General features: G+C 48.1%; 20 protein-coding genes and 1 tRNA gene. 11 read left to right on the top strand and 10 right to left on the bottom strand.

From position 1 onward, the window contains the following. The first annotated feature begins 157 nt into the window (after positions 1–157). Complete coding sequence (locus tag GCU44_RS02240; protein WP_154853219.1) at positions 158–1591, top strand: NADP-dependent isocitrate dehydrogenase; 1434 nt, start codon at positions 158–160, stop codon at positions 1589–1591. Positions 1592–1637: 46 nt separating this feature from the next. Here the strand turns inward: GCU44_RS02240 and GCU44_RS02235 are convergent, their stop codons facing one another. Next, positions 1638–2195: a cupin domain-containing protein gene (locus GCU44_RS02235; protein ID WP_154853216.1), complete on the bottom strand. Its 558-nt coding sequence runs from the start codon at positions 2193–2195 to the stop codon at positions 1638–1640. A 985-nt stretch (positions 2196–3180) separates the two neighbouring features. Between GCU44_RS02235 and GCU44_RS02230 the strand changes: the two genes are divergently transcribed. The 4 genes from GCU44_RS02230 (at position 3181) to GCU44_RS02220 (ending at position 5024) form a co-directional block, all read left to right on the top strand. Beyond that, positions 3181–3666 (top strand): methylated-DNA--[protein]-cysteine S-methyltransferase, encoded by a 486-nt coding sequence (locus tag GCU44_RS02230; RefSeq protein ID WP_092175531.1) that lies wholly within the window; start codon positions 3181–3183, stop codon positions 3664–3666. A gap of 51 nt (positions 3667–3717) precedes the next feature. After that, positions 3718–4179 (top strand): GNAT family N-acetyltransferase, encoded by a 462-nt coding sequence (locus GCU44_RS02225; RefSeq protein WP_154853213.1) that lies wholly within the window; start codon positions 3718–3720, stop codon positions 4177–4179. Between the two features lie 331 nt (positions 4180–4510). Beyond that, a complete protein-coding gene (locus GCU44_RS23100; protein ID WP_174238221.1) occupies positions 4511–4681 on the top strand; it encodes a hypothetical protein in 171 nt (56 codons plus the stop codon). A gap of 1 nt (position 4682) precedes the next feature. Beyond that, positions 4683–5024: a hypothetical protein gene (locus GCU44_RS02220; RefSeq protein ID WP_154853210.1), complete on the top strand. Its 342-nt coding sequence runs from the start codon at positions 4683–4685 to the stop codon at positions 5022–5024. 315 nt (positions 5025–5339) lie between these two features. Here the strand turns inward: GCU44_RS02220 and GCU44_RS02215 are convergent, their stop codons facing one another. The 3 genes from GCU44_RS02215 to GCU44_RS02205 all read right to left on the bottom strand — a co-directional run bounded on the left by GCU44_RS02215 (position 5340) and on the right by GCU44_RS02205 (position 8701). Beyond that, positions 5340–5816 (bottom strand): thioredoxin family protein, encoded by a 477-nt coding sequence (locus tag GCU44_RS02215; RefSeq protein WP_154853206.1) that lies wholly within the window; start codon positions 5814–5816, stop codon positions 5340–5342. After that, positions 5816–8179: a TonB-dependent receptor gene (locus GCU44_RS02210; protein ID WP_154853203.1), complete on the bottom strand. Its 2364-nt coding sequence runs from the start codon at positions 8177–8179 to the stop codon at positions 5816–5818. Before GCU44_RS02210 ends, GCU44_RS02215 begins: the two co-directional genes overlap by 1 nt. Before the next feature lie 147 nt (positions 8180–8326). Then, complete coding sequence (locus GCU44_RS02205) at positions 8327–8701, bottom strand: hypothetical protein (RefSeq protein ID WP_154853200.1); 375 nt, start codon at positions 8699–8701, stop codon at positions 8327–8329. 652 nt (positions 8702–9353) lie between these two features. Between GCU44_RS02205 and GCU44_RS02200 the strand changes: the two genes are divergently transcribed. The 4 genes from GCU44_RS02200 (at position 9354) to GCU44_RS02185 (ending at position 13679) form a co-directional block, all read left to right on the top strand. Beyond that, positions 9354–9435 (top strand) — tRNA-Leu (locus GCU44_RS02200). Positions 9436–9500: 65 nt separating this feature from the next. After that, positions 9501–10394 carry an aldose 1-epimerase family protein gene (locus GCU44_RS02195; RefSeq protein WP_154853197.1) on the top strand — a complete coding sequence of 298 codons (894 nt, stop codon included), beginning with the start codon at positions 9501–9503 and terminating at the stop codon, positions 10392–10394. A gap of 71 nt (positions 10395–10465) precedes the next feature. Then, a complete protein-coding gene (locus tag GCU44_RS02190) occupies positions 10466–12379 on the top strand; it encodes an ABC-F family ATP-binding cassette domain-containing protein (RefSeq protein ID WP_154853194.1) in 1914 nt (637 codons plus the stop codon). Positions 12380–12401: 22 nt separating this feature from the next. Next, the gene (locus GCU44_RS02185) at positions 12402–13679 is read left to right on the top strand and encodes a type IX secretion system plug protein (protein WP_154853191.1); all 1278 of its coding nucleotides are present in this window, start codon (positions 12402–12404) and stop codon (positions 13677–13679) included. Between the two features lie 47 nt (positions 13680–13726). On the opposite strand, the gene cas6 is transcribed toward GCU44_RS02185, so the two are convergent. From cas6 to GCU44_RS02160, 5 genes are all read right to left on the bottom strand, one after another. After that, the gene (cas6, locus tag GCU44_RS02180; RefSeq protein WP_092175513.1) at positions 13727–14620 is read right to left on the bottom strand and encodes a CRISPR-associated endoribonuclease Cas6; all 894 of its coding nucleotides are present in this window, start codon (positions 14618–14620) and stop codon (positions 13727–13729) included. 110 nt (positions 14621–14730) lie between these two features. Beyond that, positions 14731–15828 carry a redox-regulated ATPase YchF gene (gene ychF / locus GCU44_RS02175; RefSeq protein WP_092175510.1) on the bottom strand — a complete coding sequence of 366 codons (1098 nt, stop codon included), beginning with the start codon at positions 15826–15828 and terminating at the stop codon, positions 14731–14733. A 5-nt stretch (positions 15829–15833) separates the two neighbouring features. After that, entirely contained in the window at positions 15834–16925 is a 1092-nt protein-coding gene (locus tag GCU44_RS02170; protein ID WP_092175508.1) for an AI-2E family transporter, read from the bottom strand. A 128-nt stretch (positions 16926–17053) separates the two neighbouring features. After that, a complete protein-coding gene (locus GCU44_RS02165; RefSeq protein ID WP_092176087.1) occupies positions 17054–17404 on the bottom strand; it encodes a DUF3276 family protein in 351 nt (116 codons plus the stop codon). A 175-nt stretch (positions 17405–17579) separates the two neighbouring features. Next, the gene (locus GCU44_RS02160) at positions 17580–17927 is read right to left on the bottom strand and encodes a 4Fe-4S binding protein (protein ID WP_092175505.1); all 348 of its coding nucleotides are present in this window, start codon (positions 17925–17927) and stop codon (positions 17580–17582) included. 201 nt (positions 17928–18128) lie between these two features. On the opposite strand from GCU44_RS02160, the gene GCU44_RS02155 reads away from it, so the two are divergent. Beyond that, positions 18129–19151, top strand: a complete 1023-nt coding sequence (locus GCU44_RS02155) for an acyl-CoA reductase (RefSeq protein ID WP_154853188.1) — start codon at positions 18129–18131, stop codon at positions 19149–19151. Between the two features lie 156 nt (positions 19152–19307). Beyond that, entirely contained in the window at positions 19308–21572 is a 2265-nt protein-coding gene (locus GCU44_RS02150; protein WP_092175503.1) for an aconitate hydratase, read from the top strand. A gap of 711 nt (positions 21573–22283) precedes the next feature. Here the strand turns inward: GCU44_RS02150 and GCU44_RS02145 are convergent. Then, complete coding sequence (locus GCU44_RS02145; RefSeq protein WP_092175497.1) at positions 22284–22748, bottom strand: ExbD/TolR family protein; 465 nt, start codon at positions 22746–22748, stop codon at positions 22284–22286. Between the last annotated feature and the right edge of the window lies 1 nt (position 22749).

Below are 22749 nucleotides of genomic sequence, written 5' to 3'. Positions count from 1 at the left end.
TCCATCGAAAGTTGCGTTCGTTGACAAAATGGAGACCAAATCCACCAGGAACAGCGGTTTTTTTAATTAAATATGTTTATGTATTTTATTATAAACATAAATAAAAATTAATAATTATTCCTTTTTACTTTTGTGCCGGATCAAAAGTAAAACGTACATGCAACCAATCAGTGTAGCCCACGGAGACGGTATCGGGCCGGAAATTATGGAAGCCACCTTGCAGATTTTGAAGGCGGCAGGCGCAAAAGTAAAATGGGAACCCATTGAAATGGGCGAAAAAGAGTACCTCGCCGGAAACAGCAGCGGTATAGGGAAAGAAGCCTGGGAGAGCATTCGCAGGAACAAGGTAGTGCTGAAAGCTCCCATGACGACGCCGCAGGGAGGTGGATACAAAAGCCTGAACGTCACCCTTCGCAAGAGTTTGGGTCTCTTCGCTAACGTCAGACCCTGCAAAAGCTTTCATCCCTTTGTGCCCACCAAACATCCGGCAATGGACCTGGTTGTGATCCGGGAAAACGAAGAGGACCTCTACGCCGGCATCGAACACCAGCAGACAGACGAGGTGGTTCAATGCCTGAAACTTATCACCCGACCGGGCTGCGAGCGCATCGTTCGCTACGCCTTTGAATACGCACGCCTTTACCAACGCAAAAAAATTAGTTGCTTTACCAAAGACAATATCATGAAACTGACCGACGGGTTGTTTCACCGGGTTTTTAAGGAAATAGCTGCGGAATATCCGGACATTCAGGCAGAAAATTGGATCATCGATATCGGCGCGGCGCGTCTGGCAGATACCCCGGAGATATTTGACGTTTTGGTAATGCCCAACCTGTATGGAGACGTGGTATCGGACATCACGGCCCAGCTTTCCGGGTCGGTAGGCCTGGCAGGGTCGGCGAATATCGGGGAAAAATGCGCCCTCTTTGAAGCCATCCATGGCTCGGCTCCCCCGTTGGCGGGCAAAGACCTGGCCAATCCTTCAGGCCTCTTACGTGCTGCCGTGATGATGCTCAACCATATCGGCCAACCGGAGGTTGCAGAAACCATTACCAACGCCTGGTCCTGCACGCTGGAAGAGGGGATTCATACCGAAGATATTTACCAAGCCGGTCTCAGCAAAGAAAAAGTAGGTACGCGTGATTTTGGCAAGGCCGTAGTCGAACGGCTGGGGAAAAAGCCGGCTACACTGGCCGAGGTTTCCTACGCAAAAGAGGCACGGATACACATCGCTCCCTACGAGCGAAAGACTCCGGGCGAGAAAACCCTGCACGGAGTGGACTTGTTTATTGACTGGAAAGGGACCAATCCCGACGATTTAGCCGAAAAAATTAAGGATTTGCATGCCTCGTTTGCACTCAAGATGATCACCAACCGAGGCGTAAAGGTGTGGCCGGAAGGGTTTGAAGAAACCTTTTGTACGGACCATTGGAGATGTCGGTTTGAACTCACCTCCCCAAACACCAAAACCACTATCGGTATAGCCGAATTGCTGATCCATGCCATTCAAAAAGACATTGAGGTGATCAAAACCGAGAATCTCTATGCTTTTGACGGACAAAAAGGCTACTCCCTGGGACAGGGTCAATAATCGCCGATGCATCCCCGCCGCCTCCCGAAACAGGAGGCGGCATACGTTACTTCATCGGCTCCGGCGCATGCTGGAAGTGCGCGTATTTATTCAATGCCTTTCCCATCAGCACGGTTAGCGGCATGAGTACTTTCTTTACGAAAAAAGGAATGGAAGGCAGATCGTATTCGCTGGCATACCGTGTTGTCAAGTATGCGCTATCAAACAGATCGCCCTCCGGCTTACCGGCTTTTTGCATGCTCTGATAAGTGGCCGCTAGAAAAAAATCCAGGGTATTTGCGGGCTTGACCCAGCCTTCGCAAAGGAGTTCATCCGGACCGGGATTCCAAAAACGGTGCATTTGGCCTGCAGGAAACCGCACCGTTTCACCGACTGAGACGAACTGCTCGGCTTCCCCGTGCACCTGGTACCCCATTTTTCCACGAATCACTGTCAGGGACTCTTCCTGCTTAAAATGCACATGAAAAGGAGGTCCCGCATTCGGGGGCACGGTATTGGAAACAAGTAGTTTTTCGACCCCTTGTTCCACATCTCGTTTCTGAAATGTCAGCGCTTCCCCGAAGGGATTGCGGATCGTCTTGGGAAGCTGAAAGGGATAGTCCATTTGCGTTGAATTTGGCACGAAAGTTAAAACATTTTTCCCATAGACACCAGCAAATTGAAAGGACTGCCATTGCTACCCTCCATCAAAAGCCCCCTCAAAAAATCCCTGCTATGTCGCATTCTTTTCCAGCGAAGGGATTGAGCCGCTTGCTGCCCACGTACAGGCCAGTCCTCCGGCAGATGTTTTTTTTTTCTCGAATTTCCCATCGATCCGGTCAAGGGTCCGGTACCGCACGAGGCACTCCTGCCGTTCTTCACACGCATTGATAGGAAAGCTCGCCCGAACTAGCTTGCCGATACAGGCCGATTAGACGGATCAAGAGTCGTCTCCCTACAAAGTTGCCAGGGTCGGATAGCCTGCTGTCGCAGAAAGCCAAAACATGCCGGCTGCCAGGCTTTTCCAACCCGGATTATATAGCCGAGTAGCCCGGATTCACCTCTCCTCTCTACTATTAGAAAAAAAATAGGGGAGTTAATGGATCCTATCCCCGAGGGTGCCTGGAGTTTTTCCGAATACCTACAGGATCGGGTAGGCATTCGGGGATGAATCAAAGGAGCTAATCCTCAGCGCAGCGGAGGGCCTGACCCCCAACCGGGCCTATACCCCGTTGCCCGAACAGAACAACTGATCCGCCGCTTGAGCAACCTGCTCTACCAGGCCTTTGAGGTATCCGCAGATTGCCTGTGCGACATGTGAAAGGCCCGCACACCGACCGTATAATGTTCGATTCGTTGGTAACCATTGAAATAAATCCTACCTTTGCTCCGTCGATAGCCCATCGACGTGTGAATTTGAGGCAACATTTTCTACCGAAACCTGTTACACAGCATACCCCTTGCACCGGCCGCTTTCCTTCCTGGCGCCAGTAATCGCATGAATTTTTAGTCTAAAAAAGGGCCAGTCAATGAGTATCTCAGTTGGAAAAGACAGCAGTAATTCGCTGAATCAGTAAAGGTTAAACCTTGGTTTTAAAGTTGTAGAGGATATGAAAGAAACAGTGGTAATGGCTTCTCCCCTAGGTAATATTCGGCTCGTCGCAGAAGATGGCTTTCTTTTATCTTCGTATTTTACGGAAGACAAAGAATCGGAAAAAGCCAATTCCCCCTTTTTTCTGGACATCATCGCCCAACTTCGGGCCTACTTCAACGGAGAGCTGACCGTTTTCGATATACCGGTAGGAATCGGTGGCACTGCCTTTCAAAAATTGGTTTGGATGGAAGTAAACAAAGTTCCATTCGGTCACACTGTTTCTTACCACGACATTGCCAAAGCACTGGCCAAACCTACAGCCGTTCGGGCAGTAGGAGCGGCGATTGGCGCCAATCCACTTCTGGTGATCATCCCCTGTCACCGAATTATCGCCAGTACCGGAGAGCTTACCGGCTATGCTGGAGGTCTTTGGCGAAAACTGAAACTGTTACAACTAGAAGCCAAAGACAAGCCGGGCAACCAATTTGATCTGGGTTTTTAACTGAGGAAGCCATTTTTTTTAATTTGCTGAATGACTTGCGTATTTTTGGTTATGGAAACGGTCAGAATTCTTACTTTTAGCGACACGCTTGCGCCCTATTTTCTAACAATCAACCGGGAATGGATTGAGAGCCATTTCAGTATGGAGCCATTTGATGTAGCCCAACTACAAACTCCCCGGGAAACGATCATCAATCCGGGGGGAGAAGTACTATTTGCCGAATGGAAAGGAGCAATCGTGGGTACAGTCGGTATGAAAAACATGGGCGACGGGCAGTATGAGTTGATCAAAATGGGCGTGCTCCCGAAAGCCCGGGGACAACAGGTGGGATGGCTGCTGGGCCAGGCTGCGTTGAACTGGGCGAAGCAGAACGGAGCAAAAAAAGTGCTGCTTTACAGCAATTCCATCCTGGCACCGGCACTGGCATTGTACCGAAAACTGGGCTTTCGCGAAATCCCCATGGAACCCGGCACGTACCAACGCTGCGATATAAAAATGGAGTATGTTTTTTAGCTCCCGGATTTATTCCCGACAAAAATTACAGCCTTTTTTATTCGTTCCGAAAATTACCGGTGGGAAACTTCCGGGAACGAGCTGCTGGCTACTATCTGGCCGTTTGTTCACGTCATGCGTTACCAATAGCCCCCCACTTTCGGGAGGACTTCATCCGGTCTAATCCAAAATAATCTAAACTTAATGCGGTTTGGCGGGTTATCTTTTTGCTCCAGGACAAAGCCTTACTGGTAATGTGCACACCTTACTCCATCCTGGGACACAACAGTCCCGAGCCGCCTATAGCAACTAATTCTTAAACGGGAGTTCGTACTACGCAATACAAAAAATCATGAAAAAATTCAAAAAATCAGAAATCGTATTAATGGTGTTGGTTGTCATTCTGATCGGGGTTTCGGAATACTACTTTCTCATCAGAAACGAGCCATTGAAAGCAATTTTCATCGGCTTGTGGTGTCCGACCATTCTTGGTTTTCTGATATTGTTCAATAGGAAACGATAATATGGAAAATGTAGATGTAATACTCTTAACAATTGTGGTAGTGGTATCCTTTGTAGTGTTTATTGTGACTTCGCTAAAGGAATTCAACCGAATGGAGGAGGAACCCTACGAATACGAAAAAGCAACCGGTCCTACCAGAGCAGCATTGTTCAATGCGCTCAGCGATCTGTTTGAAGATGACGAAATCCCGAAAAAAAGTAGGGATAAGTTTAAGCGTACCATCACACGCACCATTTCCGACATGCACAGCGACGGGGTGCATTTTGATGGGTCGGCTAACGAACCTCCGGCCAAGTCCAGGCGCAAGAAAAAATCGCGGGAACCAAAGAAAAAAAATCGCTGAGGCAGCCGGCTTTCGCACCGCTATTCGAGGAAAACGGTCGGAAGGGATGAAAAAAACTATTGCCGATTGATTTTCTGAAGGTTAGAAAAATGTCATTGCAATGCTCCACCGGATAAAGTCCTCTTTGTACACTTTTTTTCCCTTTCGGTTTGAAGCACACAAAGTGCAGCCATTAATTATCTGTTTTTTAGGCAGTTGTCCACCATCTAGATCCACCGAGGCATCGGCGTGGAAGTAGCGTCGAGCACCAAATCAGTGCAGTTTTCCGGTGAGGATTAGCCTGGGCTTTTCCAAGACCTGAGCTTCTCCGGTATCTCAGAGACCCGTATTCAACAATTCTTCTAACCTGTTGGAATCCACGTAGGAATTGACTCGCTTACGCAAAACGAATGCATCATCAAAAAGCAAAATCAAGGGCGGAGCAAAAGTCGTACTACCTCCATTGAACAAAAGAGTCAATTCGTGGAGTGGCGTTCTGGATGTTTCCAATTGCTTGTTTGAAAAGACCCGGTTGCCGAGGACCACATCATCCGGATGTTCGGCATCGAATTTTACGGCATAAAACCTGGCTGAAAGTAGGGCAGCGATCCCGGGTTTGCTAAAGACTTCCGCCTCCATCTTCCGGCAATAGGTGCACCAGTCTGTTTGGAAATACAGCAATACCGGCCGGGGATGTGCCGCCAAAGAATCCTCCAACTGTGTAAAGCTTAGCCAAAAGGTGTTTCGTTCCTCCTGAGCGGTAAGGTACCCGCTCAGGAGGGAAAAGATCACTAGGAATATAAGCCCTTTCATCAAAGGAAATTACCAATTTTTATACCTAAAAAAAAGGTCCTGGGCCGCAAGGGGCCGTACACAAAGTCCGCATCCCGCGTGGGGCCGGTATCGAACGCTTCCTGATAGCTGTCAAAGATGTTTTGAACGCCACCACTCACTTCCAAAGTAAACCGGTTTGCCAACATCCACCTGTACGAAAGCCTAATGTTCACATCCAAGAAGGCAGGGGATTCTGTCAGTTCGATAAATTCTTCCTCATTTACCAATAGGGGAACCAGCATGGGGCCGGTGTACAAACCGGTGATATCAAGACCGAAAACCTTGTTTGGGGTCCAACTGGCGTTCAGGAAACCATAGGCGTTGGGAGTCCGAATAAATTCCGAGACCGTAATTGCCGGAAACTCCGTTGAGCCTTCCTCGGGTTCGAAAAGAACCTCATCCTCGCTATAAAGCGCCTGTTGGAGGGTCCCTCCCACCTGAAAGGAGTAACGGCTGGAGGGAGAAATGGCATATTCCACATTGATACCGGAAACAGTGGCTCCGCTTCCATTCCTGGTCTCTTCCAAAAATGCTCCGTTCTCCATCTGACCCAGATTCACGCGCTGAAATTGGTTATACAAGTTGGTATAGAAGCCCTCGACGAGAAAATTGCTTTGTACAAGTCCCGTATTATTGCCCATATTCAGGGAAAGCGTATAGGCATCCGAGGTTTCCATGGCGAGATCCTCCGCCAGCACAACGAATTTTTGTTCCCCATCCACCGAAGAAATATGCAGGTCTTCGTCAAATGCCTGCGGGGCGCGAAAACCCCGGGCATAGCCAGCTCTGAGCTGGGCTTCCGGGAGCAGGTCGTAGAGGAGGGTAAATCTGGGACTGAGAACACCTCGGTTAAAATCGACCTCCCGGGATATTTCCCCGATTTCATACATTCCGTCAACCCCTACCAGATCGTACCTCGTCCCCATAAATACGGTTAGTTTATCGCTTGTCTTACATTCAAATTGTCCGTAAAAACCACCGGTATTCACCCGTTGATCGATTAATTTTTCGTACCCGGAGATTTCGTCTTCCACGGCATTCCCCTGGTATTCCATCCCGGCAACAAAAGTAGTGCTGCCATTGAAATTATGGGTAATTTGCGAGCCCAGTACCCCTGCAAAGTCGTCGGTTAGACCGTAGGCATTGGTTGCCGCCAGGCTATCTGCCAGTGTCCGTTCTCCACCAAGTCCTCCATAATAGCTTCTACGTGTACCGGTAAGCATGCTGCCGTAGGTGGAAACTTTTGTTCGCTTGTCCTTACTGAATCGATCGTAGGTCAGTCCTGCGTTAAGAATGCTGTGATCCAATTGCTCGGCGATGTCGGCCAAATGAGGTGCCAAATCCAATTGGTCCCCCCCTCGGCGAAACTCCTCGATAGCATTGATGTCCAGGGTCAGCTTGCTGTATTCGGATGCTTTAAAAAAAGCCTTGGCTCCAAATGTCAGGTTATTGAGTGACACCAGTTCGGTAAATCCATCGCCATCTGCGTCAAAACCCTCCCGGTCTCTCCGCATGCCATAAAACGTCACCCCACTGTTCAGGTCTTCGCTGACCACGGAGGCATTAAAATTAGTCGATTGGTCCGGTACCTCCCCGCGGAGTAGACCAATATTCGATCCGATTTGCCAATTGTTTTCGACCGGGTCCTTTGTGATCACGTTTACGGTGCCGGCGATCGCATTCGACCCATACAGGGCAGAACCTCCACTCCGGACGACTTCTACCCGCTCGATCACGTTGGCAGGAATCATTTCCAACCCGTATACTCCGGTAAGCGTACTGAATATGGGCCTACTGTTTACCAGGATTTGCGAATAGGGCCCCTCCAATCCATTCATCCGTAACTGCGTGAATCCACAATTCTGGCAATTGGCCTCTACCCGCACACCCGGCTGATAGCTTAGGCCCTCCACCATCGACAGGGACTGTGTGGCCTGCAATAGCTTTGAACCCACCACGGATACCAGACTTGGTGCATCTTCTTTGCTGAGCTCGTACCGGCTGCTACTGACCACCACCTCATTGAGCCCAAAGCGGTCTTCGTTGATCATCCGCTCAACCACGGTGGTTTTGCCAGCTTCCACCGTTACATCCGCCGTGGTGGTCGCGTATCCAACCGCCCGAATCTGCAGTTTGTAATCCCCTGCAGGAAGGTTTCGAATGGTGAATCGTCCCTCAAAATCTGCTACCGCACCAAAATCCGTATCCACAACCAGAATGGTTGCCTGTACCAGCGGACCTTCCGGACTGCTGACCAGGCCGTGAATCGTACCGGACTGCTGTGCCATCGCACAACAACCCACAAAAAACACCAGGTAAAATTGAACTATTCGTTTATTCATTGTTTTGTTTTTAAAAACGGGTGAATGCCTGTGAATAGGGGTCCCCTCACCCAACGTTTACATAAGATTGGTGCCGCTGCTCGAAGCAGGCAGGTCTACGACTACCGCGTTACCCCGGTACCGCAGCAAAAGAAAGGCATGGTAAAACTAAACGAATAATGGGGGTCCTCTTACCGGGCGGTGGGACCGAAAGGTCTCCTGATGAAAACGCGGCAAAAACGCGGGAGTAACCGATGGCTCAGGGACAACCGGCTCAATGATGACCTCGTAAAATCCCAATTCCAGAAGGGGACTTGCGAAAATCAACTTGTATAATTCGTACTCTTCCTCGGAATGGGTATCGTTCTTTTTGCTAGTGTTTCCCTCGGTACCCAGGTTATAGGGATGCGCATGTAAGGCGACCAATTGACCCCCGTCCCAATGCGAGTGGACAAAAACCACATGGCAGCTAAGGGAAAAAAAATACACCAACAAAACCGCCCAGACGGCCAGTTTTCTACGGTATGTTGGTTTGATTTTCATTGGTTTTTTTTTCCGAGATTCAAGGTGTTATTGATTATCACTTGCTTATCGGGTATTTCCGCCGGAGTTTTTATCGGCGCCTCTCGATGCATTTGCTGGCATCGGATGCGCTCCTGTACAGGTAGCGGCGCCACATTACCCGGCTACGCGGACCAACTGTGAGGCTCGAATCCGATCGCAGCCCAGCCCGGATGACAAATTGCGTCAAGGTATTCAATCGGTTTTTCCGGGCCCAACTACCTCGCGGTAAAGATAAAAAATTATTTTTATCTTTACCTAATACAAGTTTATTATTGGGTGAATAATTATGTTAGCCTTGTCTAATTTTTACCAAAATATCCGTAGCGCCTTACAAATGAATCTTGGGATGCCTCCGAATGATTGAATCGATTCCAGTCTTCGGGAGCCTGTGGCCTTGTTTTTGGGGTTGCCGGCATCGTGCCACAAACCCAGCGATAGTCCAGGGGAGTTTGGCCAAGCGAATCTCCGAATGAAAAGCGATACCGGCAAAACCTGCGCAAACATCCGTTTTTCCCGATAGCGGGTGCAGGCATCCGGTGTTTTCGCTTCCTGGTATTTTTCAAGCCAAAATTTTGTCCGCTATTTTGTTTGCACAGGTAGTGATATCTTGCTACTTTTGCATCTCTATTTCGCGCACGTGGTGAAACTGGTAGACACGCCATCTTGAGGGGGTGGTGCCTTCGGGTGTGGAAGTTCGAATCTTCTCGTGCGCACCCCGACCTTTCCTTTTTGGGAAAGGTTTTTTTTTGAACAGAAATTTTCCGAATTTTCCTTCCGCATGAATGCTACGCAATCGTTTCAATTGAAAAAAGGCCCCATTGAAGCCCGTTTTTCCAGCCAGGGAGCCGAGTGCACCAGTCTCAGCCTTCGCGGGCTGGAATACCTCTGGCAAGCAAATCCGTCGATCTGGGGACGACATGCGCCGGTCTTGTTCCCGATTGTTGGACGTCTACGAAGCGACCAGTACAGCTACCAGGGAAAGAGCTATCCCCTCTCGCAACACGGTTTCGCCCGAGACCGGAACTTTTCCGTTTTGGAGCAATCTACAGACCGTCTGGTATTCACGCTCGAATCCGACGAACAAAGTCTATCCGTTTATCCCTTCGCCTTTGCGCTGCAAATTGCTTATGAACTGACCGAAACCGGCATGCACGTAACCTACCGTGTCCGCAACCCGGACCCGGAAGCGGACCTATGGTACAGCATCGGAGCCCACCCGGGCTTCAACTGCCCTCTTGAGCCAAAAATCGAATCATTGGAGGACTACCAACTGGATTTCGGGCAGCCAAACCTGTCCTCCCTCTCCCTATATACCCTTGAAAATGGGTTGATCGGAAGAAAAAAAGAGGCAGTTTCGTTAAACGCGGGCAAATTGGACCTGCATTGGGAACTATTCCAAAACGACGCGTTGATTTTCGACGTGGGTCCGGTGACCTCCCTTTCCGTCCGTAGCCGGAAGACGGGAAGAGGCTACGGCATGGAGTTTGCTGAGTTTTGCTGGCTGGGCCTATGGACCAAACAACGGAATGCGGGTTTTCTATGCCTGGAGCCCTGGAATGGGATTGCCGATGCCTGGGACCACGATGGCCAGCTTCAAAACAAGCGGGGCATGCAGTTGCTTTCTCCCGGAGGGGTACAGGAAGTGGGGTTTGGCCTGACGCTATTTGATTAAAATCACCCACCGGCAACATCCTTTTTCTGTATTGGCTGCCATATACCGCATAGATTTATTAATTTTGCGCCATGTTATCCATCAACAACCTATCGTATTACATTGGGGGACGTCCCCTGTATGAAAATGCCTCCCTGCACATCAAGCCCAAGGACAAAATCGGCCTGGTGGGCTTGAATGGCACGGGCAAGTCCACCCTGCTGAAAATCATCCATGGCGACCTTCAGCCAAGCGGCGGCGAAATTCAAAAAGCCAAGGACTGCAGTATCGGCTTCTTAAATCAGGATTTGCTTTCGTATCAGTCCGAAGACAGCATTTTGGATGTGGCGCTGGAGGCGTTCAAAGAGACACTATCTTTGCAAGAGGAGATTGACCGGGTATTGAAACAGATGGAGACAGACTATTCGGATCAGATTCTACAAAAGTTGGCACACTTGCAGGACAGGTTTGAAGCCAACGAAGGCTACACCATCAAAGCAAAGGCAGAGGAAGTGTTGGAAGGGATTGGTTTTCAGACGAAAGACCTGGCGCGTCCCCTGCGGACCTTTTCCGGAGGCTGGCGAATGCGGGTCATGTTATCCAAACTGCTTTTGGAAAAACCTTCCCTACTCATGTTGGATGAACCGACCAACCACCTGGACCTTCCCTCCATTCAATGGGTAGAAAATTACCTAAAGGCCTATGAAGGCGCCGTAGTGGTCGTATCCCACGATCAAACCTTTTTAAATAACTGCACCGAAACCACCGTAGAAGTATCCCAGGGAAACCTCACCAGCTACGCCGGTAACTATGCTTTCTACAAAAAGGAAAAGGTAGCGCGTGAGGAGATCCAGCAAAATGCCTACGAAAACCAACAGCAAATGATCAAGCAAACGGAACGCTTTATTGAGCGCTTCCGTGCCAAGGCGACCAAATCCAATCAGGTACAATCCCGGGTTAAGGCATTAGACCGCCTGGATCGGGTTTCTGAGGTGGTTCGGGATGAGGTATCCGTCAATTTTAAGTTCAAATTTTCCCAAAAATCCGGCCGGGACGTGGTCGTATTGGACGGGGTTTCCAAATCCTTTGGCAGCCTTCAAATACTCGATAACGCCCATGCCCGCATCGAACGGGGAGATAAGATAGCACTTATCGGTGCCAATGGAAAAGGCAAGTCCACGCTGCTACGGATCATCGACGGTTCGGAGCCCATCGATGGCCGCAGGGAAGAGGGATACAATGTAATCAAATCCTTCTTTGCCCAGCACCAGTTGGAAGCGTTGGGCATTAACAACGAAATCCTCCAGGAACTTTCCCAGGCGGGTAGTAAAAAAACGGAGACAGAGCTCCGCAACGTATTGGGTTGCTTTCTCTTTACCAACGACGATGTATTTAAAAAAATAAAGGTACTCTCCGGTGGCGAAAAATCCCGGGTAGCCCTGGCCAAAACGCTGATCTCCGAGGCGAATTTCCTGTTGCTCGACGAACCCACCAATCACCTGGACATTCAATCCGTCAACATACTGATACAGGCCCTTCAACAGTACGAGGGGACCTTTGTCACGGTATCTCACGACCGGTTATTTATACAGGGCGTAGCCAATAAAATTTGGTACATCGAAGACCATAAAATCAAGGAATACCCGGGCAGCTACGACGAATACGTGTACTGGCGTTCGCAGCAGGCACCCAAAGAAGAAAAAGCAGCGGCTCCTCCTAAAAAAGATACCCGATCGGCAGGAAGTGATAGGGCACCAACCGATCCCGGGCAAAAAAAACGCATGCGGGAAAACGCGATGGCATTGGAAAAACTGGAAGAAGAAATCACTGCCCTGGAAACTAAAAAATCGGCATTGGAAAATCTTATGGCTGATCCCACCGTTTACGAAAACGAGGCACGCATGCAGGAATTGCAGACGGACTACGCATCGCTCTTGAAGATAGAGGGCAGCCTGAACAAAAAATGGGAAACCCTGGCCGAAGAGATCGATAATCTGCAGGAATAATGCCGTACCAATCCCCCTTACCATGAAGCAGGTAGTATTGATGTTGCTGTTTATTTCCGGACTTGCTTTTGCATCGCCCTCGGCGAGTGCCCAGCAGGTATACGAAGACCAGGTAGTCGATCCAAACATTCATACCGTACAGCTGTATCCGGAAACAGGGGATTTTCAAGCGCAGATGACCGCTCCGGTAATCGCGCTAAACAGCGGACTTACCCTAACCTTGCAGTTCGACGACATTGCCTACGAAGCCGACCGGTATTCCGCCAAACTGATTCACTGCAATGCAGACTGGACGCAATCCGGCCTACGAGATCCGGATTTTCTGGAACAATACAACGAGTTTAATGTAAATTCCTACGAATACAGCATCAATACGCGGATTCCGTATATCCATTACACATTCCGGGTTCCCAGAGTCATCCGAAGCGGCAATTACGTCATTCAGGTATACCGGGGCAGGGACAAATCGGCCACACTGTTCACCAAACGATTTATGGTGTACGAAAACCAAGTGGCCATTGGAGCAGAGGTCGTCCCTACCAGCTTAAATGAAGACCGGTTGCAACGACAGCAGCTTGACGTCACGGTGAATTACGGTAACCGGGAAGTAATAGACCCGTTGAACCAAACCCGGCTAGTGATTCGGCAAAACCAGCGCTGGGGCAATGCCATTAACGGATTGCCCTACACCCAAATCCGGGAAGATCGGAAGCAGTTGCAGTACCGCCTCTTCGACGGGAGTAATACCTTTCCTGCGGGCAACGAATTTCGTTTTGTTGATCTCCGCTACGTGCGCACCCGAGGAAGAAACATCGCAGCGATCACCATGGAAGAAGATGTGGTGTTTGCCGAAGCGGGCATGGATGAGTCCAGAAAAGGCCAGGGCTACCTCGAGTACCTGGATATCAACGGGCAATTTGGGGTATTCAATATCGAGCGGCAAAACCACGACCTGGAAAGCGAATACGTATTGCTTACGTTCAACCTAAAATCCGAAGAACTTGCGCGTCCACCGTACGTGTTGGGAGCCTTGAGCCAATGGGGAAACAAACCGGAGTCCAAAATGACCTACGATGCCAAAGGAGGCCGGTACCAGGCGTCGTTGTTTCTGAAACAAGGCTGGTACGACTACATATATGGGCTTCCGGGCGAGGAGGGCTGGGAAACGGAGCCTTTTGAAGGGAATCATTTTCAAACGGAAAACGAATACGAAATCTTTTTTTATTACCGCGACATGGGTTCTCGTTACGATGAATTAATCGGGTACAGTGTCGTAAACCCAAACAAAAGACGGCTTTAGGTGATGATTGAAACAAAAAAACCCGGATGACTCCGGGTTTTTTTGTTTCAATCATCCGACGCCGACGATTCCTCTTTGTCATCGGTTGCCCGCTCGTCGTTTCGTCTGGGCTCATGGGATTGAGAACGGTAGGGGACAAAACCCTCTCGCTTGAATTTGTACGGCTCGGTTCGCTGGCTGGGCATGTTATTGGCCAAATCCAACATACCAAAACCCTTGTGGGTAAAGGCCCCCAGTCCACATTTGAACACAAAATCCTGCACTTCTTCGGCTGCATACAAGGTAAAGGGGAGTGTGTATCCTCTCACTTCGTATTTTACGTCCATGTCATACACCGAATAGATTCTGGCGAATTTCTTCTGTTGTTCACGCAGTTTGTTCACGTAATTCATGTCCGGCACAACCTGAAATTTGTAGAACGACTCCATCTGCTCCTGATTGTACCAGCCCGACTTTTCCATTCGGGTAAGCGTAGACTCGTAAAGCAGATCGGAAAACTCGTCCGTGTCCGGATTGATAAACCGTTTGCCGGATTCATCATCGAACGTGGGCGTTAATAACACCAGGGGCGAGATGCATACGAACTTGTTGGAAGTCTCCAACGGCGGCTCAATCTCTTTTTCTGTGTACTCCGGGGATAAAATAAGATTTCCCAACTCAATTTTCGGGGTTTTAAACACCTGCTCCAACAAATAGTCGATAAACGCTTCATCGGGAGCGGATACGACCAGGGTGACTAAGCTGGAATAGTAGTGCAACCCACTTCTACTCACTTTGGTCTGACCTTTGAGACCAGAAAAGTTGAAGTAATTGTAGTTAAAAAACGTTTCTTGTCCTCCCTTTACGATCAGACCTTTGAGAAACTGCGCCAGGATGTACTGGTGGTGGAAGGGTAAGTAAGCACCCTTGTTCTTTAAGGAAAATATTAATCTAATTCTCACGACATTAAAAATGAAAAGTTAAACAATAAGTTATTACAACATTACTACAGAACAAACTAATTTATGGGTAAATAAGTTGCAGCAAACATAACAATAATATTTCAATTTATTTATACATTGAATCGAAAATGCATAATATCTCCGTCACAAACTACATATTCCTTACCTTCAACTGCAATTTTCCCGTGTTCACGGCAAACCGCCTCCGTTTTATACTGTTCGTAGTCCTTTAGTTTGATTACTTCGGCTTTGATAAATCCCTTCTCAAAATCGGTATGAATCACACCCGCAGCAGCCGGAGCCTTCCATCCTTTTTTGATGGTCCAGGCCCGAACTTCCTGCACGCCCGCTGTAAAATAGGTGATCAAATTCAATAGCCTGTAGGCGGCGGCAATCAAGCGGTTGAGCCCACTTTCTTCCAACCCGTATTCAGCCAGAAACATGTTTTTCTCTTCTACATCTTCAAACTCCGCAATCTGTGCTTCCAGCGCCGCACAAAGCACGATCACGTCGGCATTTTCCAGGACGACTTCTTCCTTTAGTCGTTTTACGTGGGCATTCCCCTCCTGGATACTGCCTTCGTCCACATTCGCCACGTACAATACCGGCTTGATGGTCAATAAATGAATGTCCTGCAAGGCTTCAAGATCGTCTTCGTCCGCTTCTACCGCCCGCGCATTTTTCCCTGCCTTGAGTGCTTCCTTGTACTTTAACAGGCTTTCCATCTGCTTTTTGGCCTTCGCTTCCCCGCTTTTGGCTATTTTTTCGATGCGAAGAATCTTCTTCTCCACCGATTCGAGGTCTTTCAGTTGCAATTCCGTATCAATGACTTCCTTGTCAAAAACCGGATCAACCGAACCCGCCACATGGACTACGTTGGGGTCTTCGAAGCACCTCACTACATGGATGATTGCGTCCACCTCCCGTATATTGGCCAAAAACTTATTACCCAGGCCCTCTCCCTTGCTAGCCCCCTTTACCAAACCTGCAATGTCCACGAATTCAATCACCGTCGGAATGACTTTTTGCGGATGAACCAAGTCTTCCAATACCTTCAGCCGGGTATCCGGAACCGTCACCACCCCTACATTGGGCTCGATGGTACAAAATGGAAAGTTTGCCGCTTCGGCTTTTGCGCTTGATAAGGCATTGAATAAAGTTGATTTCCCCACATTAGGCAGGCCAACAATCCCACATTTTAATCCCATGAACGTTAAATCTTATCTATTTTAAATATTCGGTATTCTTTGTATCCTTTGTAAAACTCCTGTATCGAAACCCTGAAAATGGTATACACAGGTATCGCAAAAATCATTCCGAGCACACCCGCAATTTTTGCACCGGCAAAGATAATAACAAAAATTTCAAGGGGATGTGCTTTTACAGATTTAGAAAAAATAAATGGCTGCAAGATGACATTATCGCTAAGCTGAACCACTGAAAAAACGGCTAAAACCTTAAATAGAAAAAAATACACCTCATTGGCCGCATTGAAATCACCTGTAGACAGCCCCACTAAAACACCAAAGATTGTTCCCAGAAGCGGTCCGGCATAGGGAATCAAATTTGCTACCGCAGCAAACACCGCAATCGTCATCGCATAATCTACATTGGCAAGGGTCAGGCCTATAGAGGCAATGGAGAAAATCACCGACATTTGAATCAACAAACCCAGCAAGTAATTGGATAGCAAGCGCTCAACCTTGTGAAACGTCGCTACCGAAAGCTCGAAATACTTGTTGGGAATGAAATTGAGCAGGTTTCTTCGGAGAAGGCCGTTTTCCAGCAAAAGAAAAAAGGTGATAAATCCCACGGCCAGTATGCTGATAAAAAAGCTGCTGGTGGTGGAAATCACCTGGTTGATAAATCCCTGAATGTTTACCTCATTGAAACTATTGATCAGGTTTTCTTTGACCAATCCGATCAGGTAACCCGGCTCGTTGTTGATCAGGTTTAATTGGATCAGAATGCCCTCTAAATTGTCTATCGGCCGCTGTATCTGGTCGTATAGGTAATTGATGTCCAGGTCTTGTAGCAAGGCCACCTGGGAACGGAACAAAGGTATAAATAGCAACACCAAAAAAAAGACTACGGAAAGCACTGCCCCAAACGAAAGAACAATGGACAAAGCCCGGGGAATGTGCTGCCCCATCACGTACAGGTTGTTGATCTTGTTGGTGAGGGGGCGTAGTGCAGCCGCCAAAACAAGGGAAAAAACAAAATACAAGCTGATGTCTGAAAAATACCAACCCAATAAAAAGATGAGCGCCGTGAAAACGGTTGCCGTTAGGATTACTCGGAACATACACTAAATTTAGCAAAAAAAAACGAATTTCGGGATATTTTTGCCTGCATCAGGCAAGTAACCCCAAAATTCGTTTAGCGGCCCTTAACGGGTCCTGAAAACTACCCGAGAAAACAGGCTCCCGGCACTTATTCCCATTTTAAATCTTCTCCAAATTTATTGTTTTCGTTGTTTGTCTCCGTTGCTTCCGGCTCCACGTCAAATTGCGAAAAATCGAAATCTGCCATCAAATCGTTTTTCACATGATCTACCGCATCTTGAAGTGCCTCGACAAACTTGGCGAAATCTTCTTTGTACAAGAAAATTTTATGCTTTTCGTAGAAAAAATTATCGTCCTTGATTTTCCGCTTGCTCTCCGTGATGGTCAAATAATAATCGTTTGACCTGGTGGATTTCACATCAAAAAAATAGGTTCTCTTGCCGGCCTTTACCCTTTTGGTGAAAATCTCATCTCTGTCGTAATCCTTGTTATTTTCCACTATCCAAACATTTAATTTTTTTGTAAAAAACAATTTAATGCCAAGTTAAATCAATTCACTTGTTAAATTCAAATTATTGCCTCTTTTTTTTTCCAAAATTCGGGATAATATTCAAATTACCTGTTGGAAAAGACAATTTTATGACTACAAAAGATTGTTTTTTCTTGCTATTGCGCTATTCTCCATGGAGAAATTGCTTTTTGGCAAGCAACGCTTCTTCGGATTCTCTGTGGTCTGGATCATCCACACAGCAGTCTACCGGGCATACTGCGGCACATTGTGGTTCCTCATGAAATCCGGTACATTCCGTACACTTTTCGGTCACGATATAGTAAAACTCGTCGGATACAGGCGCTTGTTTTTCGTCCCCACTGACCACGGATCCATCGTCAAGGGTTACTTCTTTTAACTCCGTACCTCCACCCCAGGTCCATTCAATACCGCCTTCGTAAATGGCTGTATTCGGGCACTCGGGCTCACATGCACCGCAGTTGATGCATTCGTCCGTTATCATTATTGCCATTGTTCTTCGATTTTGTTTGTTCGCAAAACTACTACCCAAAAGACAATCTCACAAGCAAAAAGATTCCCTTTTGTTCAAATTTAATTCGCCAACATTAATTGGTATACTAACTACTTACTTTACTCTTTGTCGGGCTTTCGTTATCTTTGCCTGACTTTCGAAAACGATTCCGCCGCCAAACCCAACCCCAATTCCGATCCCATGGATGTACGTCAACGACTGATAGCCCTTTCCTCCCTGCATGACCACCTTCAAAACCTGCCCACAGCGACGAAAGACACACTGTTTCAGCGGATGCAGAATCAAAATAGCTGGTTTACCCCAGAACAATCCAAGCATGCCCTCGAAGGGATTATTCGGTATCTATCACCCCAAAAAATTGCTGCGTGGGTAGATCGCTACCCGATGCTATCGGATCCCTCGTTTTCTCCAAAAACGATCGGTCTGATCATGGCTGGAAACATTCCGGGTGTTGGGTTTCACGACTTACTCTGCGTTTGGCTGACAGGTCACCTCGCATGGATCAAGTTAAGCTCTTCGGATCAGGTATTGATCCCCTGGCTGGTACAACAAACGGAAAAAATCGCCCCAGGGCTGGCTCAAGCCGTCCATTTTTCGGAGCAACTAAAGGGAATGGATGCCTACATAGCGACGGGGAGTGACAATTCGGCCCGTTATTTCGCCTATTATTTCGGAAAATACCCTCATATCATTCGAAAAAACCGGACCTCCATTGCCCTACTGGATGGCAAGGAAAGCCAGGAAGACTGGAACCAACTTTCTGAAGACATTTTTCGCTATTTTGGACTTGGCTGTAGAAACGTATCCAAGGTGTTTTTTCGGGAGCCGGATCAGATACAAGCGTTCTTGAAAGGAATGGATCCTGCCAATCAGATCATCAACCACCACAAGTACCTGAACAACTACGAATACAATAAATCCAAATACCTGGTCAACCGAACGCCTCATTTGGACAATGGTCATTTACTTTTGGTCGAAAATGAGGCGCTTGTATCCCCGATCTCGGTAATCTACTACGAAATGTATGCCGGTGAGGCTGATCTTCGGTCCCGGATTGCCGCGCTGGAGGACAAAATACAATGTGTGGTGTCACGAAACGGTTGGTGGAAAGATAGCATTCCGTTCGGCACCGCACAGATCCCCAACCCTGACGACTATGCAGATAAGGTAGATACGGTGCAATTTTTATTGGATCTGCGATAAGGCTTTCGAAATAGCTGGAGACTCCGGTTTGTTTTTTTAAAACCTGTATAAATTAACAGATTAAAGTGCTATTTTAGCCAATTAACAGGCGATTTTCGTATCTTTGCCGCTTCATTGAATTTTCTACACATAAACTTTCGTATAACTTTATCATCCATGGTTTTTGATATAGACATGATCAAGTCGGTTTACGCAGCGTTCCCGAAGCGTATAGCCGCAGCCCGAAAAGCAGTGGGCAGGCCGCTCACCTTAACTGAAAAAATCCTTTACGCCCACTTATCCGAAGGAGAGGCAACGAAGGGATACGAGCGGGGAGGTTCCTACGTGGATTTTAAACCGGATCGGGTAGCCATGCAGGATGCGACCGCCCAAATGGCATTGCTTCAGTTCATGCAAGCCGGCAGATCCCAGGTGGCGGTCCCTTCTACTGTTCACTGCGATCACTTGATACAGGCAGAGGTAGGGGCTACCAAAGACCTGGCCAAGGCAAAAGATAAAAACCGGGAAGTATACGATTTTTTATCCTCGGTATCGAATAAATATGGATTGGGTTTCTGGAAGCCAGGGGCAGGTATCATTCACCAGGTGGTGTTGGAAAACTATGCCTTCCCGGGCGGAATGATGATTGGAACCGACTCCCATACACCCAACGCCGGTGGTCTGGGAATGGTCGCTATAGGCGTAGGTGGAGCCGACGCCTGCGATGTCATGGCAGGACTTCCCTGGGAACTCAAATTCCCCAAACTGATTGGCGTAAAATTGACCGGTAAGCTTTCTGGCTGGACCGCTGCCAAGGACGTCATCCTTAAAGTGGCCGGTATACTCACCGTAAAAGGTGGTACGGGATGTATCGTGGAGTATTTCGGTGAGGGGGCTCGCTCGTTATCAGCTACGGGCAAAGGCACCATTTGCAACATGGGAGCTGAAATCGGAGCTACCACCTCCATTTTTGGCTACGACGAAAAATCCGAAGCCTACCTGAGAGGAACCGATCGGTCTGAAATAGCGGACCTCGCCAATGAAATCAGCGAACACCTCACCGGAGACGATGAAGTATATGCTTCTCCAGGGGAATATTTTGACGAGATCATTGAAATTAACCTGTCCGAACTGGAACCACACATCAACGGTCCGTTTACCCCGGACCTCGCGTGGCCTCTATCCAAGTTTGCTGCTGCCGTTCGGGAAAATAACTGGCCGCAAAAGTTGGAAGTCGGACTGATCGGGTCCTGTACCAACTCCTCTTACGAAGACATATCACGGGCCGCATCCCTTGCCCAACAAGCAGTCGATAAAAAACTGAAAGCAAAATCCGAATACACCATCACTCCCGGGTCAGAACAGGTCAGGTATACGGTGGAACGGGATGGCTTTTTAGGGGTATTTGAAAATATGGGCGGAGTGGTCCTCGCAAACGCATGCGGCCCTTGCATTGGCCAATGGGCCAGACACGGTGCCGAAAAGCAGGAAAAAAATTCTATCATAACCTCTTTTAACCGCAATTTCGCCAAAAGAGCAGACGGTAACCCCAACACGCATTCTTTTGTCGCCTCTCCGGAAATAGTTACGGCTATGGCTATCGCCGGTGATCTTACCTTTAACCCCCAAACCGATACCCTTACCAACGAGGAAGGCAAGCAGGTAAAGCTGGAAGAACCTGCCGGTCTGGAATTGCCAACCAAAGGGTTTGCGGTGGAAGACGCCGGATACCAGGCGCCTGCCGCCGACGGATCTTCGGTAGAAGTTAAGGTAGCACCGGACTCCGATCGGCTACAATTACTCGAGCCTTTCCTTCCATGGGAGGGAACGGATTTGAAAGGCTTAAAACTACTGATCAAGGCAAAAGGAAAATGTACCACCGACCATATTTCCATGGCTGGTCCCTGGCTCCGTTTTCGTGGGCACCTGGACAATATTTCAAACAACCTGCTCATCGGTGCAGTCAATTTCTTCACCGAAGAAACCAATAAGGTGAAAAACCAACTTGACGGAACCTACGGAGAAGTACCGGCAGTTCAACGGCAGTACAAGCTGCATAACATCGGTTCTATAGTGGTAGGAGACGAAAATTACGGCGAAGGATCCTCACGCGAACACGCGGCCATGGAACCCCGATTTTTGGGCGTACGGGCCATTTTGGTCAAGTCTTTTGCCCGTATCCACGAAACCAACCTCAAAAAACAGGGCATGCTGGCCCTCACCTTTGATAATCCGGCCGATTACGACCTGGTACAGGAAGACGATTCGATCGATATTGTAGGCTTGGACAGCTTTTCTCCTGGAAAAGCACTGACTGTGGTCCTACACCATAGCGATGGAAGCACGAATGAAATCAAGGTCAATCATACGTACAACGAAGGGCAAATCAAATGGTTTCAGGCAGGATCTGCCTTAAATCTGGTAAAAGAAAACGCCATCTAGTGTCCGATACCTGCTAGCACTTCTAAAGGCCATGAATCCACGTTCATGGCCTTTGTTTTTTTGAGCAAATGTCAGAAGTTTTCACTTGCAGCCACCGCCTTGACTACACCTCCTGGATTCGCTGAGTTCACGTCGCCAATTCCAGTTGAATCGCCCCCTTGGTTCAAAGCAGCCTGAAAGCCAGTACACCCACTGGGTCCAGTAGCCATGACGGCAGCACAAAATTTGCTACATAATACCGGTAGGCAGCCGGAAAAAGCAGCCATTCGACCCCTTTACCCCACTGGTAACACATCAGCCAAAAAGACTGGTTATCCACCCCACCGTGCCACGGGTCGATCCGTTACAAGAAAATAGAGGTAGACGTACACGCCGATCGAATTGGCATATTTCACAACTTTAACTAGCGGTTCATTCCCTCCCACACCAAGGCAGGCAGGAAGTATTATTCCTTCCTAGTTGCCTCTGCGATCATCGTTAGCGAGTATCTCTGCACACCGGCTGTGTTGGATGGTTGGGCACACGCATGCACCCTGCCTCAAACAGTTGTAAATTAATACTTTCCTTTAAATCGGTGTGAAAAACGAGCATCCGGGTAAAAAACGGTCTCACCACGAACCGCCCAATGGGGTGCGGGGAAGCCGTGAGCAAAAAAAAAGCTGCCCATGGGACAGCTTTAAATTTTTAGTAATGACGATGAAATTCGCTGGACTAGTTATTTTCCACCTTTCCAACGGAAGCATACATCAGCTTTCGTGCATCTGCTTCCCTTAATTCAAACTGTATATCACTGATAGGTCCCATTTTCACGTCTCTATCCGCTTTCAGCGAAATCGTGATCTGATCCCGTTCGGCTTCCGATAGGTTATCTTTTTCCTGATTCACCCACAGGATGATGTCAGAAGTGTTGATCAATACATCGTTGGCCTGAATTCGAGGCTCCGATCCATACAGGGAGGTGTTCTTGGGCTTTCCAATGTACAGATAGGAGATCAAGGTCTTTTTCTGCAATTTCTGCAGCTGCGTAGCCTGCGGAATTTTTTGCTCCACCAGGATTTCCTGCTCCCGCAAAACCGTCGTCACCATGAAGAAGAACAACAACATGAAGATAATATCCGGTAGTGCTGAAGTAGGAATATTGGTGTCAGCTTTGGTTTTCTTTTTAAACTTCGACATA

The sequence above is a fragment of the Cyclobacterium xiamenense genome, assembly GCF_009467825.1.
Lineage (GTDB): Bacteria > Bacteroidota > Bacteroidia > Cytophagales > Cyclobacteriaceae > Cyclobacterium > Cyclobacterium xiamenense.
The sequence above is the reverse complement of the archived record's forward strand: the minus strand, read 5'-3'. Positions and strand labels throughout refer to the sequence as shown.